The sequence below is a fragment of the Ekhidna sp. genome, assembly GCF_965247405.1.
GTDB lineage: Bacteria > Bacteroidota > Bacteroidia > Cytophagales > Cyclobacteriaceae > Ekhidna.
This window is the reverse complement of record NZ_OZ252014.1, coordinates 1,217,501-1,234,961: the sequence shown is the minus strand read 5'-3', so window position 1 is coordinate 1,234,961 and position 17,461 is coordinate 1,217,501. Positions and strand designations below refer to the sequence as shown.

At 38.2% G+C, this 17,461-nt stretch carries 14 protein-coding genes and 1 tRNA gene (1 of these 15 only partly in view); 10 read left to right on the top strand and 5 right to left on the bottom strand.

Translation table 11 applies throughout. The features are described from left to right. The first annotated feature begins 247 nt into the window (after positions 1–247). The 4 genes from ACP14Y_RS05490 (at position 248) to ACP14Y_RS05475 (ending at position 8,005) form a co-directional block, all read left to right on the top strand. Positions 248–3,286, top strand: a complete 3,039-nt coding sequence (locus ACP14Y_RS05490; RefSeq protein ID WP_424961954.1) for a SusC/RagA family TonB-linked outer membrane protein — start codon at positions 248–250, stop codon at positions 3,284–3,286. Between the two features lie 19 nt (positions 3,287–3,305). Then, positions 3,306–4,730, top strand: a complete 1,425-nt coding sequence (locus tag ACP14Y_RS05485) for a RagB/SusD family nutrient uptake outer membrane protein (RefSeq protein ID WP_424961953.1) — start codon at positions 3,306–3,308, stop codon at positions 4,728–4,730. A gap of 18 nt (positions 4,731–4,748) precedes the next feature. Further along, the gene (locus ACP14Y_RS05480) at positions 4,749–5,603 is read left to right on the top strand and encodes a Calx-beta domain-containing protein (RefSeq protein ID WP_424961952.1); all 855 of its coding nucleotides are present in this window, start codon (positions 4,749–4,751) and stop codon (positions 5,601–5,603) included. A 92-nt stretch (positions 5,604–5,695) separates the two neighbouring features. Further along, the gene (locus ACP14Y_RS05475; protein ID WP_424961951.1) at positions 5,696–8,005 is read left to right on the top strand and encodes a M43 family zinc metalloprotease; all 2,310 of its coding nucleotides are present in this window, start codon (positions 5,696–5,698) and stop codon (positions 8,003–8,005) included. Positions 8,006–8,064: 59 nt separating this feature from the next. Here the strand turns inward: ACP14Y_RS05475 and ACP14Y_RS05470 are convergent, their stop codons facing one another. Then, the gene (locus tag ACP14Y_RS05470) at positions 8,065–8,760 is read right to left on the bottom strand and encodes a hypothetical protein (protein ID WP_424961950.1); all 696 of its coding nucleotides are present in this window, start codon (positions 8,758–8,760) and stop codon (positions 8,065–8,067) included. A 90-nt stretch (positions 8,761–8,850) separates the two neighbouring features. Here ACP14Y_RS05470 and ACP14Y_RS05465 point away from each other — a divergent pair, with 90 nt between their 5' ends. Continuing rightward, a complete protein-coding gene (locus ACP14Y_RS05465) occupies positions 8,851–9,273 on the top strand; it encodes a 6-pyruvoyl trahydropterin synthase family protein (protein ID WP_424961949.1) in 423 nt (140 codons plus the stop codon). After that, positions 9,274–10,146: a hypothetical protein gene (locus ACP14Y_RS05460; protein WP_424961948.1), complete on the top strand. Its 873-nt coding sequence runs from the start codon at positions 9,274–9,276 to the stop codon at positions 10,144–10,146. Here the strand turns inward: ACP14Y_RS05460 and clpX are convergent. The 4 genes from clpX to ACP14Y_RS05440 form a co-directional block, all read right to left on the bottom strand. Beyond that, a complete protein-coding gene (clpX, locus tag ACP14Y_RS05455) occupies positions 10,143–11,372 on the bottom strand; it encodes an ATP-dependent Clp protease ATP-binding subunit ClpX (RefSeq protein WP_424961947.1) in 1,230 nt (409 codons plus the stop codon). The two genes, ACP14Y_RS05460 and clpX, sit on opposite strands and share 4 nt — an antisense overlap. Positions 11,373–11,379: 7 nt before the next feature. After that, entirely contained in the window at positions 11,380–12,048 is a 669-nt protein-coding gene (locus ACP14Y_RS05450; RefSeq protein ID WP_424961946.1) for a ClpP family protease, read from the bottom strand. A 111-nt stretch (positions 12,049–12,159) separates the two neighbouring features. After that, complete coding sequence (tig, locus tag ACP14Y_RS05445) at positions 12,160–13,476, bottom strand: trigger factor (protein WP_424961945.1); 1,317 nt, start codon at positions 13,474–13,476, stop codon at positions 12,160–12,162. 95 nt (positions 13,477–13,571) lie between these two features. Continuing rightward, a tRNA-Leu gene (locus ACP14Y_RS05440) sits at positions 13,572–13,653 on the bottom strand. Positions 13,654–13,750: 97 nt separating this feature from the next. Between ACP14Y_RS05440 and ACP14Y_RS05435 the strand changes: the two genes are divergently transcribed. The 4 genes in view from ACP14Y_RS05435 to ACP14Y_RS05420 are tightly spaced (at most 27 nt apart) and all read left to right on the top strand, a layout consistent with a single transcriptional unit that may run on beyond the window. Next, positions 13,751–15,952: a RelA/SpoT family protein gene (locus tag ACP14Y_RS05435; RefSeq protein ID WP_424961944.1), complete on the top strand. Its 2,202-nt coding sequence runs from the start codon at positions 13,751–13,753 to the stop codon at positions 15,950–15,952. Positions 15,953–15,979: 27 nt separating this feature from the next. Further along, positions 15,980–16,444 carry a transcriptional repressor gene (locus tag ACP14Y_RS05430; protein WP_349563457.1) on the top strand — a complete coding sequence of 155 codons (465 nt, stop codon included), beginning with the start codon at positions 15,980–15,982 and terminating at the stop codon, positions 16,442–16,444. Between the two features lie 10 nt (positions 16,445–16,454). Beyond that, positions 16,455–16,793, top strand: a complete 339-nt coding sequence (locus tag ACP14Y_RS05425) for an STAS domain-containing protein (RefSeq protein WP_424961943.1) — start codon at positions 16,455–16,457, stop codon at positions 16,791–16,793. Positions 16,794–16,797: 4 nt separating this feature from the next. Continuing rightward, positions 16,798–17,461: the 5' portion of an adenylosuccinate synthase gene (locus ACP14Y_RS05420; protein WP_424961942.1), read on the top strand. The gene runs 602 nt beyond the window's last position; only the first 664 of its 1,266 coding nucleotides appear in the window; the start codon lies at positions 16,798–16,800; its stop codon lies off the right edge, out of view.

Below are 17,461 nucleotides of genomic sequence, written 5' to 3'. Positions count from 1 at the left end.
AAGGTTTTGTTTTTGTAAAAAAAAACTCATCTCAGATTATCGAAATTTTATTAAAGTAATACTTTAATGATAAAGGGAAAATTTGGATTTTTATCATTTCCCAATACGATCAAATCGAATTTGTTTTTTTTCAAACAAAATGTCGTTTGAAGTACGTGTTTGGCAGAAACTTATTTTGTTAAATAATCTTAAAATGGCATATCTTGCGGGTTTCAAATAATTAATGTTTAACGATTAACTAGTAAGTATGAAGAGGATTTTACTACTAAGTTTTGCGTTCTTAACTGTTATTGCCTTCAGTGCAATGGCGCAAAGGACGGTCTCAGGTAAAGTCACCGATGATACAGGTGAGGCTTTGCCAGGGGTGAATGTTGTGATTAAAGGCACAACAACCGGTGTTACTACTGATTTGGACGGAAACTACCGTCTTTCAGTGGATGATGGTTCTACACTTATCTTTTCTTATGTTGGTTTTGAGACACAAGAGATCGAGATAGGGGCACGAACTACTATTGATGTAACACTTGGAGGAGCAACCGAGCTTTCAGAAGTTGTTGTTTTAGGGTACAGTGATGCATCCAAAGATAGAATCACTTCAGCGGTATCTGTTGTAGATAACTCGGAAATTGAGTCATTCAACGCAACAACCAGTATAGATCAAATTCTACAAGGTAAAGCGTCTGGTGTATCTGTAACTGGTGCTAACGGTCGTCCTGGTCAAACTGCATTAGTGAACATCAGAGGTATTACTTCAATTGAGGGAGGAACAGACCCACTTTACATTGTCGATGGAGTACCTGTTGATCCAAGTAATGTGAATAATATTAACCCTTCAGATATTGAGTCTGTTTCTATTTTGAAGGATGCCGCAACAGCTGCACTTTATGGTTCAAGAGCTGGAAACGGAGTTGTAGTAATCACAACTAAATCAGGAAAAAAAGGCGATGCACAGGTCTCATTCAGAAGCTCACTGGGAATTAGCTCAAGAATTCCGGATAATTTTGATATGATGAATGCACAACAAAAGTTGTGGTTTGAGAAGGATTTGAATAACATACCCGGATTTACTGCAGCTGCAGCTCGTCCAGGAGCATTGCCTTCCAATCAGTGGGATCCATATTTGAATCGGAATACCAATTGGGAAGACGAATTACTTCAAGATGGTTCAATTTCGAACATGAGTTTGTCTATTAATGGAGGAACTGATAATGGAACATATTTTTTCTCAGTAAGTAGAGATGTTAATGAAGGGCTTATTTCTGGACTTGACGGGTTCGAAAGATACTCGACAAGATTGAACCTAACGCAGCAAGTAAAAGATTATCTTAAAATTGGTACAAATTTGACCGTATCACGTTCAGAGTCCGATCTACCAAGAGATAGATTCAACGTTCAAAACCCATTTGTGGCGATGTACACATATAATCCTTATGAAACGGTTTTTGTGACAGATGACAATGGGGATCCTATCTTAGATGAAAATGGAGAACCGGAATATGATCCTTCAGGAATTGGTGGATTTAGTATTTCTGAGGCTTTGAAAAACAATACAGAAACCACACAAAATCTTGTGACCATTGGTAGTGTTTATGGAGAGGTTTCTTTTTTAAAGAACTTTACCAATAGAGTGACTGTAGGTATATCGAATGATCGTTATTCAAGAGAATACTTTATTAAACCGGGGTCCATTTTGGATCAATTCGTTGGTGATGCCGATGCTCCCGGTATTAAAACAGATAATACAAGCAATGATTACCGTGTGGTAGCAACTAACTTGCTTACTTATAGCAATACTTTTGCTGATGTACACAATGTAACGGTAAGAGGTTTATATGAGTACAATAAACGACAATTTTCGAATTTTGGGGCTACCTCCAAAGGCTTTGTGACTGATAGATTATCAGTACCTGATGTTGCTGCAGCTGCTGATGGTGCTCCTTTCGGAACTAAAACCTCAAATATCCTGGCGAGTTACGGGGCTTTCATCAACTATAGTTACGATGATAGGTATGTTCTTGATGTATCAGTAAGACGTGACGGATCCTCAAGGTTTGGAAAAGAAAACAGATGGGGAACCTTCTATGCGATTAGTGGAGCATGGAACATTCACAATGAAAGTTTTTTTAATGTTGATTTTGTGAATTCAGCCAAATTGAGAGCTTCTATTGGTACATCTGGAAACAATAATATTGGAGACTTTTCGAGTTTATCATTGATCCAGTTTGGAAGTAGAAATGGGCAGTCAACGGTTATTCCTGTTGGGGAAGCAGATCAGGGTTTACAGTGGGAAGCACAGCAAATTATTGATATTGGTTTGGAAACTACTTTCTGGGATAACAGAATAACGTTAGTCGCAGATTACTTCAAAAGAACTTCTTCTGAGTTATTAGGTGAGCAACCACTTAGCCAGACAGTAGGTGACGAAAATAATGTTATCACAACAAACCTTGGAGAAATCCAAACAACTGGATTCGAATTAGAATTATCTGCTGATGTTGTTGCTACAGGAGATCTTCTGGTTAGAGCAGGAGGTAATATTTTCTTTTTGAATACCAAAGTGAATGAGCTTTCTGGAGGAAGCGATATCTTCAATACATATACCATTTTAAGAGAAGGTGAAGAAATTAATACATTCTTCTTAAATAGGTATGCAGGAGTTAATCCAGCCAATGGAGCTCCATTATGGTATAATGCTGATGGAGAAGTTACAAGTAATTTCAGTGGGGATGATGCGGTATTGCTTGAAGGAAAATCTCCACAGGCTGATTATCAAGGAGGGTTCTTTGTTAGTGCTAGATATAAGGGGTTAGATTTAAGGGCTGATGCGGTATTTAGAGCTGGCAATTATATCTACAACGTTCAGGAAGCAATTATGCTAAATGATGGGACTGACCTTAACGACAATCAGAGAGTTGATGCGTTTAACTATTGGAAGGCACCGGGAGATACAGGTGTATTGCCAAGCCCTCTTTACGGTCAGGAAGCAGCTAGAACATCCGACAGATTCTTGCAAAAAGGAGACTATATAAGATTAAGGAACCTCACATTAGGTTACACTCTGCCTAAGCAAATTCTTAGTAACGTCGGGTTAACTTATGTAAGAGTATTTGTTCAAGGTCAAAATTTATTGACATATAGACCTTATTTCAAAGGAGATCCTGAAGTAGGAATTGGATCTGGAGAAACACGTGAGCCTGGAGATGATGGATTCGTAGCTGGTGAGAATAATGGTTTCAGTTATCCAAACTCTAGAATTTATACTGGAGGAATTGAGATAAGATTCTAAAACTTAAATTAGAAGAAACATGAAAAAATATATAGCATTTATAGCAATAGTTATTGGACTTTCAAGCTGCTGGGATGACATCAACGATGTAAAACCTGCGGACTCTCTTGAGGTTTCAGATTTCTATTCGTCATTGGAAGATTTCAATGCATCATTAGGTGGTGCAATGCAGCAATTGCAAAATTACTATGCGTTGGAATTATTGATTATGGGTGATATACCCACAGACAATGTAATCCAAGTAACTTCCGGAAGATTTTCTAGCGATGTATATTGGGATTGGAGATATTCTTCTCTTAATGATATCGGATTGTTAGATGAAGGTTATGAGGCAGTTAATATTGCCAACAGTATCATCGCTAACATTGATGCATTACCTGACGGAAACGAGAAGGATAACATTCGTGGACAAGCTATCGCTGTGAGAGCTCTTGCCCATTTTGATATGGTGAGAGTATATGGAAGAATACCTACAGAAAGTGCAAGTGCAGGTGCCTCTTTGGGATTGCCTTATTTACGATTTGAAGATGGTGATACAGGCAATCCATTTGCTCAACCTGCAAGAGAGACTGTTGATTCCAATTATGGTGAAATTGTTGCAGATCTATTAGCGGCCAGAGATCTGGTTAACGCTACATCTGTAGAAAATAGGTTTACTGTTGAGGCGATTAATGGTCTATTGTCTAGAGTGTATTTGTATATGGGACAGTATCAAAATGCCATTGATGCAGCTGACCTTGTTGCTTCAGCACCTGCTGATGCAGATGTGCTTCTTTCTGTATTTCAAGACGCGTCGAATGACGGTATTCTTATGAAATTAGCTGTTGATTTTGGATCTGGAGATGCGCTTAGTCCAGGAGTTGTATGGAGCCAAAGTTCTGCAACTGCAACAGTTTCAGAATATGCGATTGCATATGATTTTTACACTTCGTTAGCTGCTGATGACACTAGAGACTCTACTTACGTATTTCTTGGAACTAATCAGGGCTCAAACTATAATGCCATCAGAAAATGGTTGGGTGAAGGTAACCAAGTAAATGGTACCAAGGACATGCCTGTAATTAGAGTTGAAGAAGTTATTCTGAATAAGGCGGAGGCTCAATTTGAGCTTAGCCAAGCAGGCGCTGAGGCAACACTTAATGAGTTAAGAGATGTTAGATATGGCGCTTATGCAGGTGGAGAAACCGGTGCAGCCCTTGAATCTGCTATTAGATTTGAGAGAAGAATAGAACTGTTTGCTGAATATAGTAGATGGTTTGATCTGAGAAGATGGGGACTCGGAGTAAACAGAGGAAATTTTGGTGATGTAGCTGATGGAACGGGTACAGTACCAGAAAATCTGACCTTAGCTCCTGGTGCTGATGAGTTTTTGTTACCAATTCCATTAACTGAGATTCAAGCAAATCCAAACTTTGAGCAGAACCCAGGTTACGCCTCTGAATAACCTTTAAATATTATAAATATGAAACGATATACTTATTTATTATTAGCAATAGCAATCATTTTCATTGCAAATGGTTGTAAGGAACTTGAAGACGGCAATACCAAATCTTATCCTGGGCCAGATTATGTTGGATTTGAGGAAGAATCTGTTACTTATGAGGAGACTGCTGGTGAAATTTCACTAGTTCTTTTAAGTACTAATCCTAATGGTGCATCTGTAACGGTTAGTGCATCTTCAGAAGATGCGGTAGCAGATGAGGATTACACTCTAGGAACAGCTTCTGTCTCATTTGCTGCTGGAGAGTATCAGCAAGAAGTTACTTTAACACTTATCGATAACGAGGAGATTGATGGTCAGAAGTCCGTTACCTTGAGCTTATCATCGGACGATGCGGAAATAGGCTTAAGTGGGAATTCTCCTGATTTGGTTGTGGTAATCAATGATGATGATTTCTATTGTCCAGCAAACAAGCTTCAAATCACTCAAGGAACAGACGTTGGATTCTCATCGGCTCCAGCTTCAATTGCTTCCGTAGCTTCACCAGGCGATGAGTGCATTACTTTTGAAATTACTAGCGGTGCAGACCCACTTTTTGGAGCAGGTGCTGGATATAGTTTTAATATTACTGTAGTGCCAGATGGTGAGAATAGTGATACAGGTACAATTGAAACTTCATTGACCACTGAGTTACGATTTCCTGATGGGGATGGAGGTTTTAATGTATCATCTTACACGCTTGATATTATCGGTGATGACTCTGGTTATTCAGGAACTGCAAGTTTCTTTGATTTAACTACCGGAGAGCTAGGGTTTGATTATGTGCTAAAGCAAAACGGAGCTACTATTTTCCCAGGCCGTTTAGTTTACGAATAGTTGAAACCAAGTTATTTACAATCAAAGGGTTCCTTTTAAAGAGGAACCCTTTATCTATTTAATCCATTATTTAAAAAAGAAGACAATACGTGATGAGGAGATTTCTAGTTTTCAGTATAACATTGATGACTATATGTTATTCTTTCGGACAGAAGTGCGGCACAAGTGTGACGGCTGAAGATCTTCAATATGAGAAGACGTTTCAGAATTTTATGAGCAGTTTAAGAATAAATGGAGATGCAACATATAGCGTGGCGATTACACCTCATGTGGTGAGAAGAACTGATGGCACTGGAGGACTAACAGAGCAGCAGATTGTTGATGCAGTTGAGGATTTAAATGCTGCCTACGTTGGAACGCAAATACGATTTTACATAAGTGATGGAGTGAACTTTATCGATTCTGATGAATTTTATGATTTTGATTCATCCCAGGAAGGTAATTTCGCTCCGAATTATAATGTTACAAAAACTATCAACATATATTTCTTTAATTCATTGAGCTCAGGTGGTTCCCCACTTTGTGGCTATACATATTTACCAAGTCAGGGCAAGAATTTAATAATGATGGCCAATAGCTGCACATTAAGTGGAGGCACTCTTCCTCATGAAATGGGTCATTTTTTTAATTTATACCATACACATGGCACTACCAATACAGGCACAACTGATGAATTAGTAGATGGATCAAACTGTGAAACGAATGGAGATAGGATTTGCGATACTCCTGCAGACCCTAACCTGAGTGGAGTGGTTGATAGTTCAGTATGCGCATATGCTGGAACCGAAACTGATGCTAATGGTGAAAAATTCAAGCCGGATCCTCGTAATTTTATGTCATATGCGACCAATTCATGTCTTATCCTATTTACACAAGGGCAAAAAGATCGAATGCTCGCTGCTTACTTAGGGCCTAAGTCTAGTCTTCTTTCCAATGAAATGAATGTTGATTTTAATCTATCCAATGATAAGGTTTGTATAGGGGAAACGGTTTATTTTACAAATCTTTCAAGAGGGGTAGAAAGCATCTCATGGGAGTTTGAAGGTGGAACACCAGCAACGAGTTCAAGTGAAATGCCAAGTGTACTATTTAATACAGCAGGAAGTTATACAGTCAAGTTAACCGGGACTGATGTAGAAAGTAATGTATATGAGTATGAACGAGAGATTAATGTATATGATCCTCAAGATTTAGAATATATAGCCAACCTGCCATATACTGAAAGTTTTGAAGATAATTCCTCATTGCCTGAGATAATAAATTTAGATAATGATATCACCTTTAAAAGGAGACCAGATGATACAAATGATGGAAGTTTTTCATTTACTATCGATCAGTATTATAATAATAATATAGGGTCAGAGGATTATTTGCTATTACCAACGTTTTCTGCGTCAAGTGATTATTATCAATTTAGATTTTCATATGCATATAAGCAATCAATAAGTGGATATGATGATAAGCTAGAGATTGTTTATCGTGAAGATTGTGGAGAATGGAGTGCAGTTTGGTCAAAGGAGGGTGCCGATTTGGCCACCAATAATAATCTAGTTATAGCAAGATTTTTACCTAGTGAGCAGGATTGGGTGAGAGAGGATGTAGAGTTTTCTATCAATGAATCAGCGGAGTTTTTTGAAGTAGCAATTCGTGCTACATCAGGACTAGGGAATAGTATCTACATAGATAACTTAGAATTAGCTGTTAATGACCCAACATTTTCAATTAGCGATATAAATGTTGCAAACGTTACCTGCCCAGGGGATGGGAATGGGAATATTAGTGTGGAAACCTCAGGAGGGCTTTCTGATTTAGAATATAGTTTAGATGGCGAAAGCTTTCAGTTAGATAATTCATTTGAAAATTTATCGGAAGGAAGTTTTGATGTTTACGTAAGAAACCCTTTATCTGGAATTACGGAGACAGAAACAATAGTCATATCATCTCAAGCTATTTATCCAAACACTCCTTCCCTGTTTTTAAATGGAAACGGGGAGTTAGTTGCAAATGCCAGCCTACTCCCTGGTCAATCTTTTGAATGGCTTTATGAAGGTGAGATAATTGAGGATGAGGACAGGTCTTCAATTGACAACCCATCTATGGGAGCTTATCAGGTAGGTGTTACAAATGGAATTTGCACGAGTTACTCAGATGTTTTCACAGTGCTAAGTTCAGGTAATCAAAGTGAAAGTCTTGCAAAAGAAGCTCATTTCTACCCAAATCCAGTTTCAAATTTCATTGAGCTCAATAATGAGGTTGATAATTACAATGTTGTACTAGTGGATTTGTCAGGTAAGACTGTACTAAGATCTGATGGAAGGCGGATTGTAGACTTGAGTAGTTTAAAAAGCGGAACTTACATTATTATGTTAGGTAACTTTACAAAAAGATTAATTAAGAACTAATTAATAAAAAAGCCTTGAATCAATCAAGGCTTTTTTTATGACTATCTGATTCCCAAAATCTAAAGCTTTAAAAGCTCTACAGCCTTTTTTATATCTTCTTCCTTTGATATATTGAGCTTTTTTGATTTAAACCATTTCTTCGATCCACTTGGAATCATTTCGCTAAAAATTAGATATCTATCTTTTTTCCTTTTTGGGAATAATGAAAGTTCACTATTGTTGAGACTATAATAGTACAGGACATCATCTACAAATTTGTCAGACGTATTTCCAGAGTTGTATCCTGTGGCTGCCTGACCTTTTTGAATGTTTTTTTTGTACTTTTTATACAGCTGGAAATTATCTCCATCAATAATTTTTTGAACATATTTTACTTTAGGATAAAAGAAAAATTCGTATTCTTTTTCAGGAAGGACGATTGTAAACCCTTGAATTACTTTGTTTGGAATCTCTTTTGCTCCCTCATCCTCTTTATAAATGAGTACATCAGCAAAAATGTTATATTTTAATTTTACATCATTAATTAGCTGTTGACCTTTTGTAAGTACTTTACCAAATGACCATTCATCAAAAAGAAAGGCAGTTCCTTCGATATCGTTATATGTTTTTGTGTAAAAGGCATTCGAATTTTGATAAGACGGATCTATCACATCTTGAATTGATGCTGCATTTCCATACCCTCCCACAGTCTGTGAAACTAAATTCGAACATATTGCTAAAACTAATAATAGTGTGATTGATAATTTTTTCCTCATGTTAAATAGCTAAATATTACAACCTCAAATGTATTAAGCATGAACTCTAAAATTGCTACCATTTATATTATATTTTGTGATATTTGAATTATGCTTTTACTCATCCACCGCAAAGAACACTTCAATGCAGCACATAAGCTGTATAATCCAGGTTGGTCTGAAGAAAAAAATAGGGAAGTCTTCGGGCCATGTGCCAATGAAAACTGGCATGGTCATAATTTCGAATTAATAACTTCGGTAAAAGGTGAGGTGAATCCGGAAACAGGTTTTGTAATCGATCTTAAGAAGCTCAAAGAGATCATTCAAGCAGAGATCATTGAAAAGGTGGATCATAAGAACATAAACTTAGATGTTCCATTTATGCAAGGAAAAATAGGCAGCTGCGAAAATCTCATCATTGAATTATGGAAAATACTTGAACCGAGGATCAATGCATTAGATTCAAAAGCCAAGTTGTATCGCTTACGGCTCTTTGAAACGCCTCGTAATTTTGTTGATTATTACGGAGAATAGATGAACTACTTAATTGTTGCTGAGAACCAGCTATGTTCACAATTATCAGCAAAGCTTATCAATGAAATAAGGCGATTTGATATCCGTCATGAGATTGTGGTCAATCCATCCAATGTTAAGAAACAGTTGAAGAAGTCCAAGCTGGATTTGTTGATAATAATCGGGACAAGTAAATCAGTCGATTTATTAAATCTGGCAGAAAAGCTAAAGATCAAAAGTTGCTTTTTTCATCAATCATTGTTGGATAAAACAAGCCGAAGCTCGTCTCCGTCAGACATGAAAAGAGTTTACTCCGATATTCCAATTATCGGAACCGATACCCCAAACGTATTTTTATTATCTGACATAGTTAGATCACTGGATGTAATAAATACCGAGGAAGTCCAATCAACTGAAGTAGCAATCTTTTATTCGAATGCCAGTAGGAAAAAATTAGCTAACAGGATTTCAGCGAGTCTTACAAAAACTTCCCCAGACATTGAATTCAGTCTAGTTGATATTTCAAGGAGTCTAAAGGATGCCATTAGTACTTCACTTAGATCAAATGCAGCTATTGCTTTGGATCAATTCAGCAATGTATTCGCGGCATATACGAACTGCCCGACTGTTAATGTTTATCAGAAGTCTCTATTTAGTAAACCAGACAATGAAAAATCGGTGATAAATCGACTATTAGCAGGAGATGCAATATGCAATGTGAGAGCGAATAACACTGAATCATTAGCTGATGAGATCAATCGAGTGCTGAATGATCATCAATACTGCGCTGGAATTATGCAAAGTTATCAGGAACTCAAATCACAAATAGGAATTCAGCCTTTTGCCAGGCAGGCAGCTCAGGAAATTGTAGATTGGTTAGAGGGGACAGATTAAGCAGCTCTCAGCTTATTAAATTTCGACTTCTCAAACTTCTCAGCCGCATAGGTCCTGTCGATAACCATCTCTTTAATGTCCTTATTTGACGGCAGCTCAAACATGGCGTCTGTCACGATTGCTTCACAAATAGATCGCAAGCCTCTCGCGCCAAGTTTAAATTCCATTGCTTTCTCTACGATATAGTCAAGTGCGTCTTCTTGAAGATCAAGCTTCACATCTTCCATTTCAAAAAGCTTGGTGTACTGCTTGATTAATGCATTTTTAGGTTCTGTCAAGATCTGTTTCAAAGCCTCATTATTGAGAGGATCCAGATGGGTCAAAACTGGTAATCTTCCTATTAGCTCCGGAATTAGACCAAAACTCTTAATGTCCTGAGCTGTGATATATTGTAATAAGTTGTCCTTATCAATAACTCCCGACTTGAACTCATTATCATTGGCAAATCCAATAGGACGAGTATTCAATCTATTGGCAATGTGACGCTCAATACCATCAAAAGCACCACCGCAGATGAATAGGATATTCTCAGTATTCACGTTGATCATCTTCTGATCTGGATGCTTTCTTCCACCTTGAGGGGGCACGTTTACCGTAGTTCCTTCAAGTAACTTGAGTAACGCTTGCTGCACACCTTCACCACTCACATCCCGTGTGATAGAGGGATTATCAGATTTTCTGGCAATCTTATCGATCTCATCAATGTAAACGATTCCTCGCTCAGCAGCCTCTACATCATAGTTTGCAGATTGCAGCAATCGAGTGAGGATACTTTCTACGTCTTCCCCTACATAACCAGCTTCGGTTAGCACCGTCGCATCAGCAATACAGAATGGAACCTGGAGAATTTTTGCTAGTGTTCTGGCCAGGTAGGTTTTACCTGTTCCAGTTTGACCGACCATGATGATGTTTGATTTTTCAATGACCACATCATCTTTGTCAGCTGTTTGCATCAATCGTTTATAGTGATTGTAAACGGCAACAGAAATGTATTTTTTCGCCTCATCCTGACCGATCACAAACTCATCAAGGTGCGATTTCATGTCAGCAGGCTTAATGAGTTTGAAATTAGGACTTTCGTTCTCGGATGTAGTTTTTAGCTCCTCATTCAATATCTGTTGAGCCTGAGCAATACACTTATCGCAAATGTGCGCGTGTATGCCTGAGATCATCAGATCTACATCTTTTTTATTTCTACCGCAAAAACTACAAGTAACCTGAGCCATTTTTTTATTATTTCTTTTCTAGCACCTCATCAATAAGGCCGTATTCTTTTGCTTCGGATGCTCGCATCCAATAGTCACGATCAGAATCCTTCTCTATATCCTTCAGGGATTTGCCTGAATGTTTGGATAAAATAGAGTAAAGGTCTTTTCTCAACTCCTGCATCTGCTTGAGTGTGATCTCCATATCTCTAGACTGACCCTGCATACCGCCACTTGGTTGGTGAATCATCACTCGCGCATGAGGCAGAGCAGATCGTTTGCCAGCAGCACCACCGGATAATAGAACAGCACCCATAGAGGCAGCCATACCTGTGCAAATAGTAGCTACATCAGGGCTAACATACTGCATGGTGTCATACATGCCCAATCCGGCATAAACAGACCCACCCGGGCTATTTACATATAATAGGATGTCTTTTTTAGAATCCACAGACTCAAGAAATAGCAACTGAGCAGTGATAATATTAGCTATGTTTTCCTCTACCTGCATACCCAGGAAGATAATGCGATCCATGATCAGACGAGAAAAGACATCAATTTCACGAAAATTGGTAGGTCGCTCCTCGATTACAGCCCTTGTCATACTTTCTACATGATGGACATAATCGTCAACAGCAGTTCCGCTTATATTCTGGCCTTTTACGGCATATTTTCTGAATTCCTCAGTGTTTATCATTTCTATAATTTAAGATATACGGTGTAAAAATAAAAAAGTCCCGTGTACAGGACTTCTTCAAAACTTAAAATGATGTTGTATGGTTCAAATTATATGACCAAATGCAAAGAATCACAGCTTTCTGAATTCATCAAGAGACACTGCTTTTTCTTTTACAGTAATCTCGCTTTTGATGTAATTAAGTACTTTATGTGACTGAACTTGATTGAAAACCTTCATATAATTTTCACCATTTTCACCTTGTAGATAATTATTGGCAAAAGTATCCAATTGATCATTCATTTGATCTCCCATTCCTGAGCCCGCAAATTGCTGTTTAATAAGTGCTTTTGCCTCATTGATTACATCTTCGTGCTCTACCTTGATGTCCTGATTTTTTACAATCTGATTTCTAATTAATGACCATTTAAGCTCTTTTGCATAAGATGTATATTCGAGCTCCATCAGTTCAGGAGTGATATTTTCATTGGTTCTAATCAACCATTTCTTCAAAAACTCGTCTGGCAAATTGATTTTTGCAGATTCAGTTAGCTTTTCTCTTACCTGGTGATCAAAGAATTTTTCTTCTTCACCTTTGTAATTTTGAGAAACGATTTCTTTTACACGCTCTCTGAACCCAGCTTCATCTTTGATTGTACCCTTACCGAAGGTCTTGTCAAATAGCTCTTGATCAATTGGAGCAAGCTTATAATGATTAATAGCTTGAACAGTAAACGTAAGCTTTTTTAGCTTTTTATATTCATCGTCATCCATTCGAAGCTGATTTTTTAGCACATTATCATTTTTGAAGCTTTTCTTTGGATCCACTTCAACCTCTGTGCCCACTTTCACGCCTGTAAGTTTCTTTAATGCACCTTTCTCTACATCCCTCAAATCAATACTTACCTCCTGATCAACAGATCCGTCTTTGGATTTGATAGAACCATATAATGTATCCTTCTCCGAAGAAGTGTCTGGATTTTCCATTTCTCCAAACTGACGTTGAAGGTTTTCGATCGTCTCATCGATCACCTTATCATCTACTTTAATAGAGTGCTTATCCAGCTTGACCTTTTTATCAACTTTTACTTCGAAAGGTTCAGCAAATCCTATTTCATAGTTGAATTCGAATTGCTCGTCATTTTCCCAGTCAAATTGTTTGTCTGATTCTGCTGGTAGTGGTTCACCCAAGAATTGGGTATCACTTTCTCTGAGATATGCATTTAGTTTTTCTGAAACCAATTTGTTGATTTCCTCCACAATTAATGCACTTCCGTACATTTTACGAATCATGCCCGGAGGCACTTTTCCCTGACGAAACCCTTTGATGTTGGCTGTCTTGCTGTACTCTTTGATTTTTTGATCTACACCAGGTTGAAAATCAGCTTTGTTTACGCTAATTTTAATTACACCTTGAGTTTTTTCGTTTTTGTCAAAAGTTATTTCCAACGTACTATTGTTTGGTATTTATAAAATAAAAACCCTCTTACTCGACCCTGTCCCGATGAATATCGGGTGGTTCCGGAAAGAGGGTTGTTTTTCAGTGCGGATGGAGGGACTCGAACCCCCATGCCTCGCGGCGCTAGATCCTAAGTCTAGTGCGTCTACCAATTTCGCCACATCCGCAGTTTTCTTTGCAGGAACTTTTTCTTGCTCTGAAAATTGGAAGGCAAAAGTAGGTAATATTTTTGATTCAACAAGGGATTAATTTTGTAAAATATTTATGGTAGTTGAGGAAGATTTAGAATCAGAAAAAAAGGAGATCATCAGACGCTACAGGCGTTTGCTCAGAAAGGCCAAACCTATTCTAAAAGATGGTGATGCTAAAATCATAAAAAAGGCATTCAATACGTCCATGGAAGCGCATAGTGGGATGCGCCGTAGATCGGGAGAACCTTACATCTTTCATCCGTTAGAGGTAGCAGAAATATGTGTATCAGAGATTGGCCTGGGTACCACTTCCATTGTCGCAGCATTATTACATGACGTGGTAGAGGATACTGACTATGAACTGGATGATATTGAAAGACTATTTGGGAAGAAGGTAGCCACCATTATCGATGGGCTCACCAAAATTTCAGGTGTGTTTGATCATGGAAGCTCACAGCAGGCTGAGAACTTTCGTAAGATGCTGCTGACACTTTCTGATGATGTTCGGGTGATTTTGATCAAGCTGGCGGATCGACTACATAATATGCGTACACTTGAAAGTATGCCCAGGAATAAGCAGCTAAAGATCGCTAATGAAACCATATATCTATATGCACCACTAGCACACCGCTTAGGTCTTTATGCGTTTAAATCCGAGCTGGAGGATCTTTATCTCAAATACAGCGAACCAGAGGTGTATGAAGAAATTGCTGGAAAAATAAATGAGACCAAAGACTCAAGGAATAAGTTTATAAGAAACTTCATACGTCCAATTAAGGACAAACTCAACTCCTTGGGAGTTGATTATGAAATAAAGGGGCGACCAAAATCCATTCATTCCATATGGAATAAAATGAAAAAACAGAACGTGCCTTTCGAAGAAGTCTATGACCTATTCGCCGTACGAATAATCCTAGATGTACCATATAAAGATGAGAAGGCATACTGTTGGCAGGTCTATTCATTGGTCACCGATTATTATCAGCCAAATCCAGATAGATTGAGGGATTGGATCAGCATTCCTAAAGCAAACGGCTATGAATCACTTCATACGACGGTAATGAGCGATACTGGCAAATGGGTAGAAGTGCAGGTTCGAACGACAAGAATGGATGAGATTGCTGAGAAAGGGTATGCGGCTCATTGGAAGTACAAAGACGGAAGAACCACAGATGAAACCGGACTGGAAATGTGGATTGCTAAAGTGCGAGAGATTTTAGAACAAAATGATGGTAACGCCATCGAGTTTGTTGATGATTTTCGATCTAACCTATATAGTGATGAAGTTTTTGTGTTCACGCCAAAAGGTGATTTAAGAACCTTGCCACAAGGAGCGACAGCACTAGACTTTGCCTTTGATATACATACTGAGATTGGGGAACATTGTCTGGGAGCTAAGGTGAATCAAAAGCTTGTCCCATTGAATTTCGAACTCAAAAATGGAGATCAGGTCGAGATACTTACCTCAAGTAAACAAAAACCTAATGAAAGCTGGCTGCAGTATGTGGTTAGCTCAAAAGCCAAATCAAAAATCAAAGATGCACTCAAAGAGGAGCGGAAGGTATTTATTGATGAGGGAAGGGAAATTGTAAAACGAAAGCTGAAACAGCTCAAACTGGATTATAAGCAGTCAGTGCTTGAGAATATATCGCACTACTTCAACGCCAAGAGCGTGACAGACATGCTTTACCTGGTTGGAACAGGAAAGATTGATCATTCACTAATAAAGTCTTTTGCAAAAAGCGAGAAGGAGGAAATCAAGAAGCCGAGTGTAAGAGGAGCTAAGGACATTGAGGAAAAGCTTAGCCGAGTACGTAAAACAGATAGCGATCTACTTCTCCTTGGTGAAGACCTTGATATAATTGATTATAAATTCGCTAAATGTTGTAATCCTATAGCGGGAGACGATGTTTTTGGGTTTGTTACTGTGAGTGATGGTATTAAAATTCACCGCACTACCTGTCCCAATGCAGCGGAACTTTTATCAAACTATGGGTATAGGATCATCAAAGCAAAGTGGGCGTCCTCTCGCAAGCACTCATTTGAAGCTACCCTGGCAATAATAGGCACAGATAGAATGGGCCTTGTAAGTGATGTTTCCAATATCATCTCTGAGGAATTAAAAGTAAACATGCGTTCTTTATCTATTAATACCGAAGGGGGAATCTTTGAAGGAAATATACGCTTATATGTAGAAGACACGTCACACCTGGATACATTAGTGAAGAAATTAGAAAAGGTGAATGGCGTAGTAAAGGTGAGTCGCACCAATTGATCAAATCCCATAAATTATATTTGCAATATGCAGGGACAGAATATTATGGATGAAGTAAGGAAAATTTTTCAAGCACACCTTGAGAATAAGAATCTACGAAAAACGCCGGAGAGGTTTGCAATATTAGAAGAGATTTACAATCGTGATGGGCATTTTGATGTAGAGTCCTTATATGTAAGTATGAAAGACAAAAACTATCGGGTCAGTCGAGCAACTGTATATAATACATTAGACTTGTTGGTAGATTGTGATTTGGTTACAAAACATCAGTTCGGAAAAAACCTTGCTCAGTTTGAAAAAGCGTATGGTTTCCGTCAGCATGACCACCTTATTTGCACCGATTGCAATAAGGTACATGAGTTCTGTGATCCACGCATTCAAAACATTCAGACGACCGTTGGTCAATTATTGCAATTCAAAGTCATGCATCACTCGTTGATTCTATATGGCAGTTGCGAAAAAGAAAACTGCGAGAATAAAATAGCCTCCTAAATACATATAAATGAAATACACAAAAGAGATTCAGGGCCACATTCTTAGATTACAGTTTTCTGGAGATCTTATAGGAGAAAATAATGGCCCAGAAGTGGTGGAATTGGCCAATGACGCCATTTCACAAGGAGTCACTCAATGCCTTTTAGATATCTCAGACGTTCGCTATATAAACAGTAGTGGTATAGGTGTATTGATTACACTACTCACTAAGTTCAGAAACAAAAATGGAGACTTATATATTATTAACCCATCTGAGCATGTAAATAAGCTCCTGATAATGACAAAACTTCAAGCAATATTTAATATTGCACAATCAGAAGAAGAAGCACTCCAAAAAATCAACTAATTAAATGTCAAAAGTAGATGTACTCTTAGGCCTTCAGTGGGGAGACGAAGGCAAGGGTAAGGCTGTCGATTTCCTTGCACCTAAATATGATATAGTAGCCAGATTTCAAGGCGGACCAAATGCAGGCCACACACTTGAGTTCGATGGCAAAAAACATGTGCTTCATCAAATACCGTCAGGAATATTCCACCCGGATATTCTTAATATTATCGGAAATGGAGTTGTCATAGACCCTATCGTATTTGCAAGAGAGATCAAAGATTTAGAGCCGTTTGGAGTGGATGCCACCAAAACACTAGTTCTTTCTAACAAGGCGCAATTGATCCTCCCTACTCATAAACTGTTAGATAAAGCACTGGAGTTGTCCAAAGGAGAGGATAAGATCGGCTCAACACTCCGTGGCATTGGACCCACCTACCAGGACAAGATTGGTAGACATGGGTTGAGAATAGGTGATATCATAGAGAAGGACTTTGATCAGAAGTATCAAAAACTCAAAAAACAACATCTTTCACTGCTTTCAGCCTTGGAACTCGATGATGATTTCAAAACTCAGGAGGTTCAATTCTTTGAAAGCCTGGACCTGATGAGGAAGTTCAGAATCATTAGTACAGAATATCTAATAAACGAATCACTAAAAGCGGATAAGAAAATATTAGCAGAAGGAG

Bases quoted from the DNA above. Each gene is read 5' to 3' on its own strand.
- ACP14Y_RS05490 (WP_424961954.1), top strand. From the start codon at position 248: ATGAAGAGGATTTTACTACTAAGTTTTGCGTTCTTAACTGTTATTGCC.
- ACP14Y_RS05485 (WP_424961953.1), top strand. From the start codon at position 3,306: ATGAAAAAATATATAGCATTTATAGCAATAGTTATTGGACTTTCAAGC.
- ACP14Y_RS05480 (WP_424961952.1), top strand. From the start codon at position 4,749: ATGAAACGATATACTTATTTATTATTAGCAATAGCAATCATTTTCATT.
- ACP14Y_RS05475 (WP_424961951.1), top strand. From the start codon at position 5,696: ATGAGGAGATTTCTAGTTTTCAGTATAACATTGATGACTATATGTTAT.
- ACP14Y_RS05470 (WP_424961950.1), bottom strand. From the start codon at position 8,760: ATGAGGAAAAAATTATCAATCACACTATTATTAGTTTTAGCAATATGT.
- ACP14Y_RS05465 (WP_424961949.1), top strand. From the start codon at position 8,851: ATGCTTTTACTCATCCACCGCAAAGAACACTTCAATGCAGCACATAAG.
- ACP14Y_RS05460 (WP_424961948.1), top strand. From the start codon at position 9,274: ATGAACTACTTAATTGTTGCTGAGAACCAGCTATGTTCACAATTATCA.
- clpX (WP_424961947.1), bottom strand. From the start codon at position 11,372: ATGGCTCAGGTTACTTGTAGTTTTTGCGGTAGAAATAAAAAAGATGTA.
- ACP14Y_RS05450 (WP_424961946.1), bottom strand. From the start codon at position 12,048: ATGATAAACACTGAGGAATTCAGAAAATATGCCGTAAAAGGCCAGAAT.
- ACP14Y_RS05435 (WP_424961944.1), top strand. From the start codon at position 13,751: ATGGTAGTTGAGGAAGATTTAGAATCAGAAAAAAAGGAGATCATCAGA.
- ACP14Y_RS05430 (WP_349563457.1), top strand. From the start codon at position 15,980: ATGCAGGGACAGAATATTATGGATGAAGTAAGGAAAATTTTTCAAGCA.
- ACP14Y_RS05425 (WP_424961943.1), top strand. From the start codon at position 16,455: ATGAAATACACAAAAGAGATTCAGGGCCACATTCTTAGATTACAGTTT.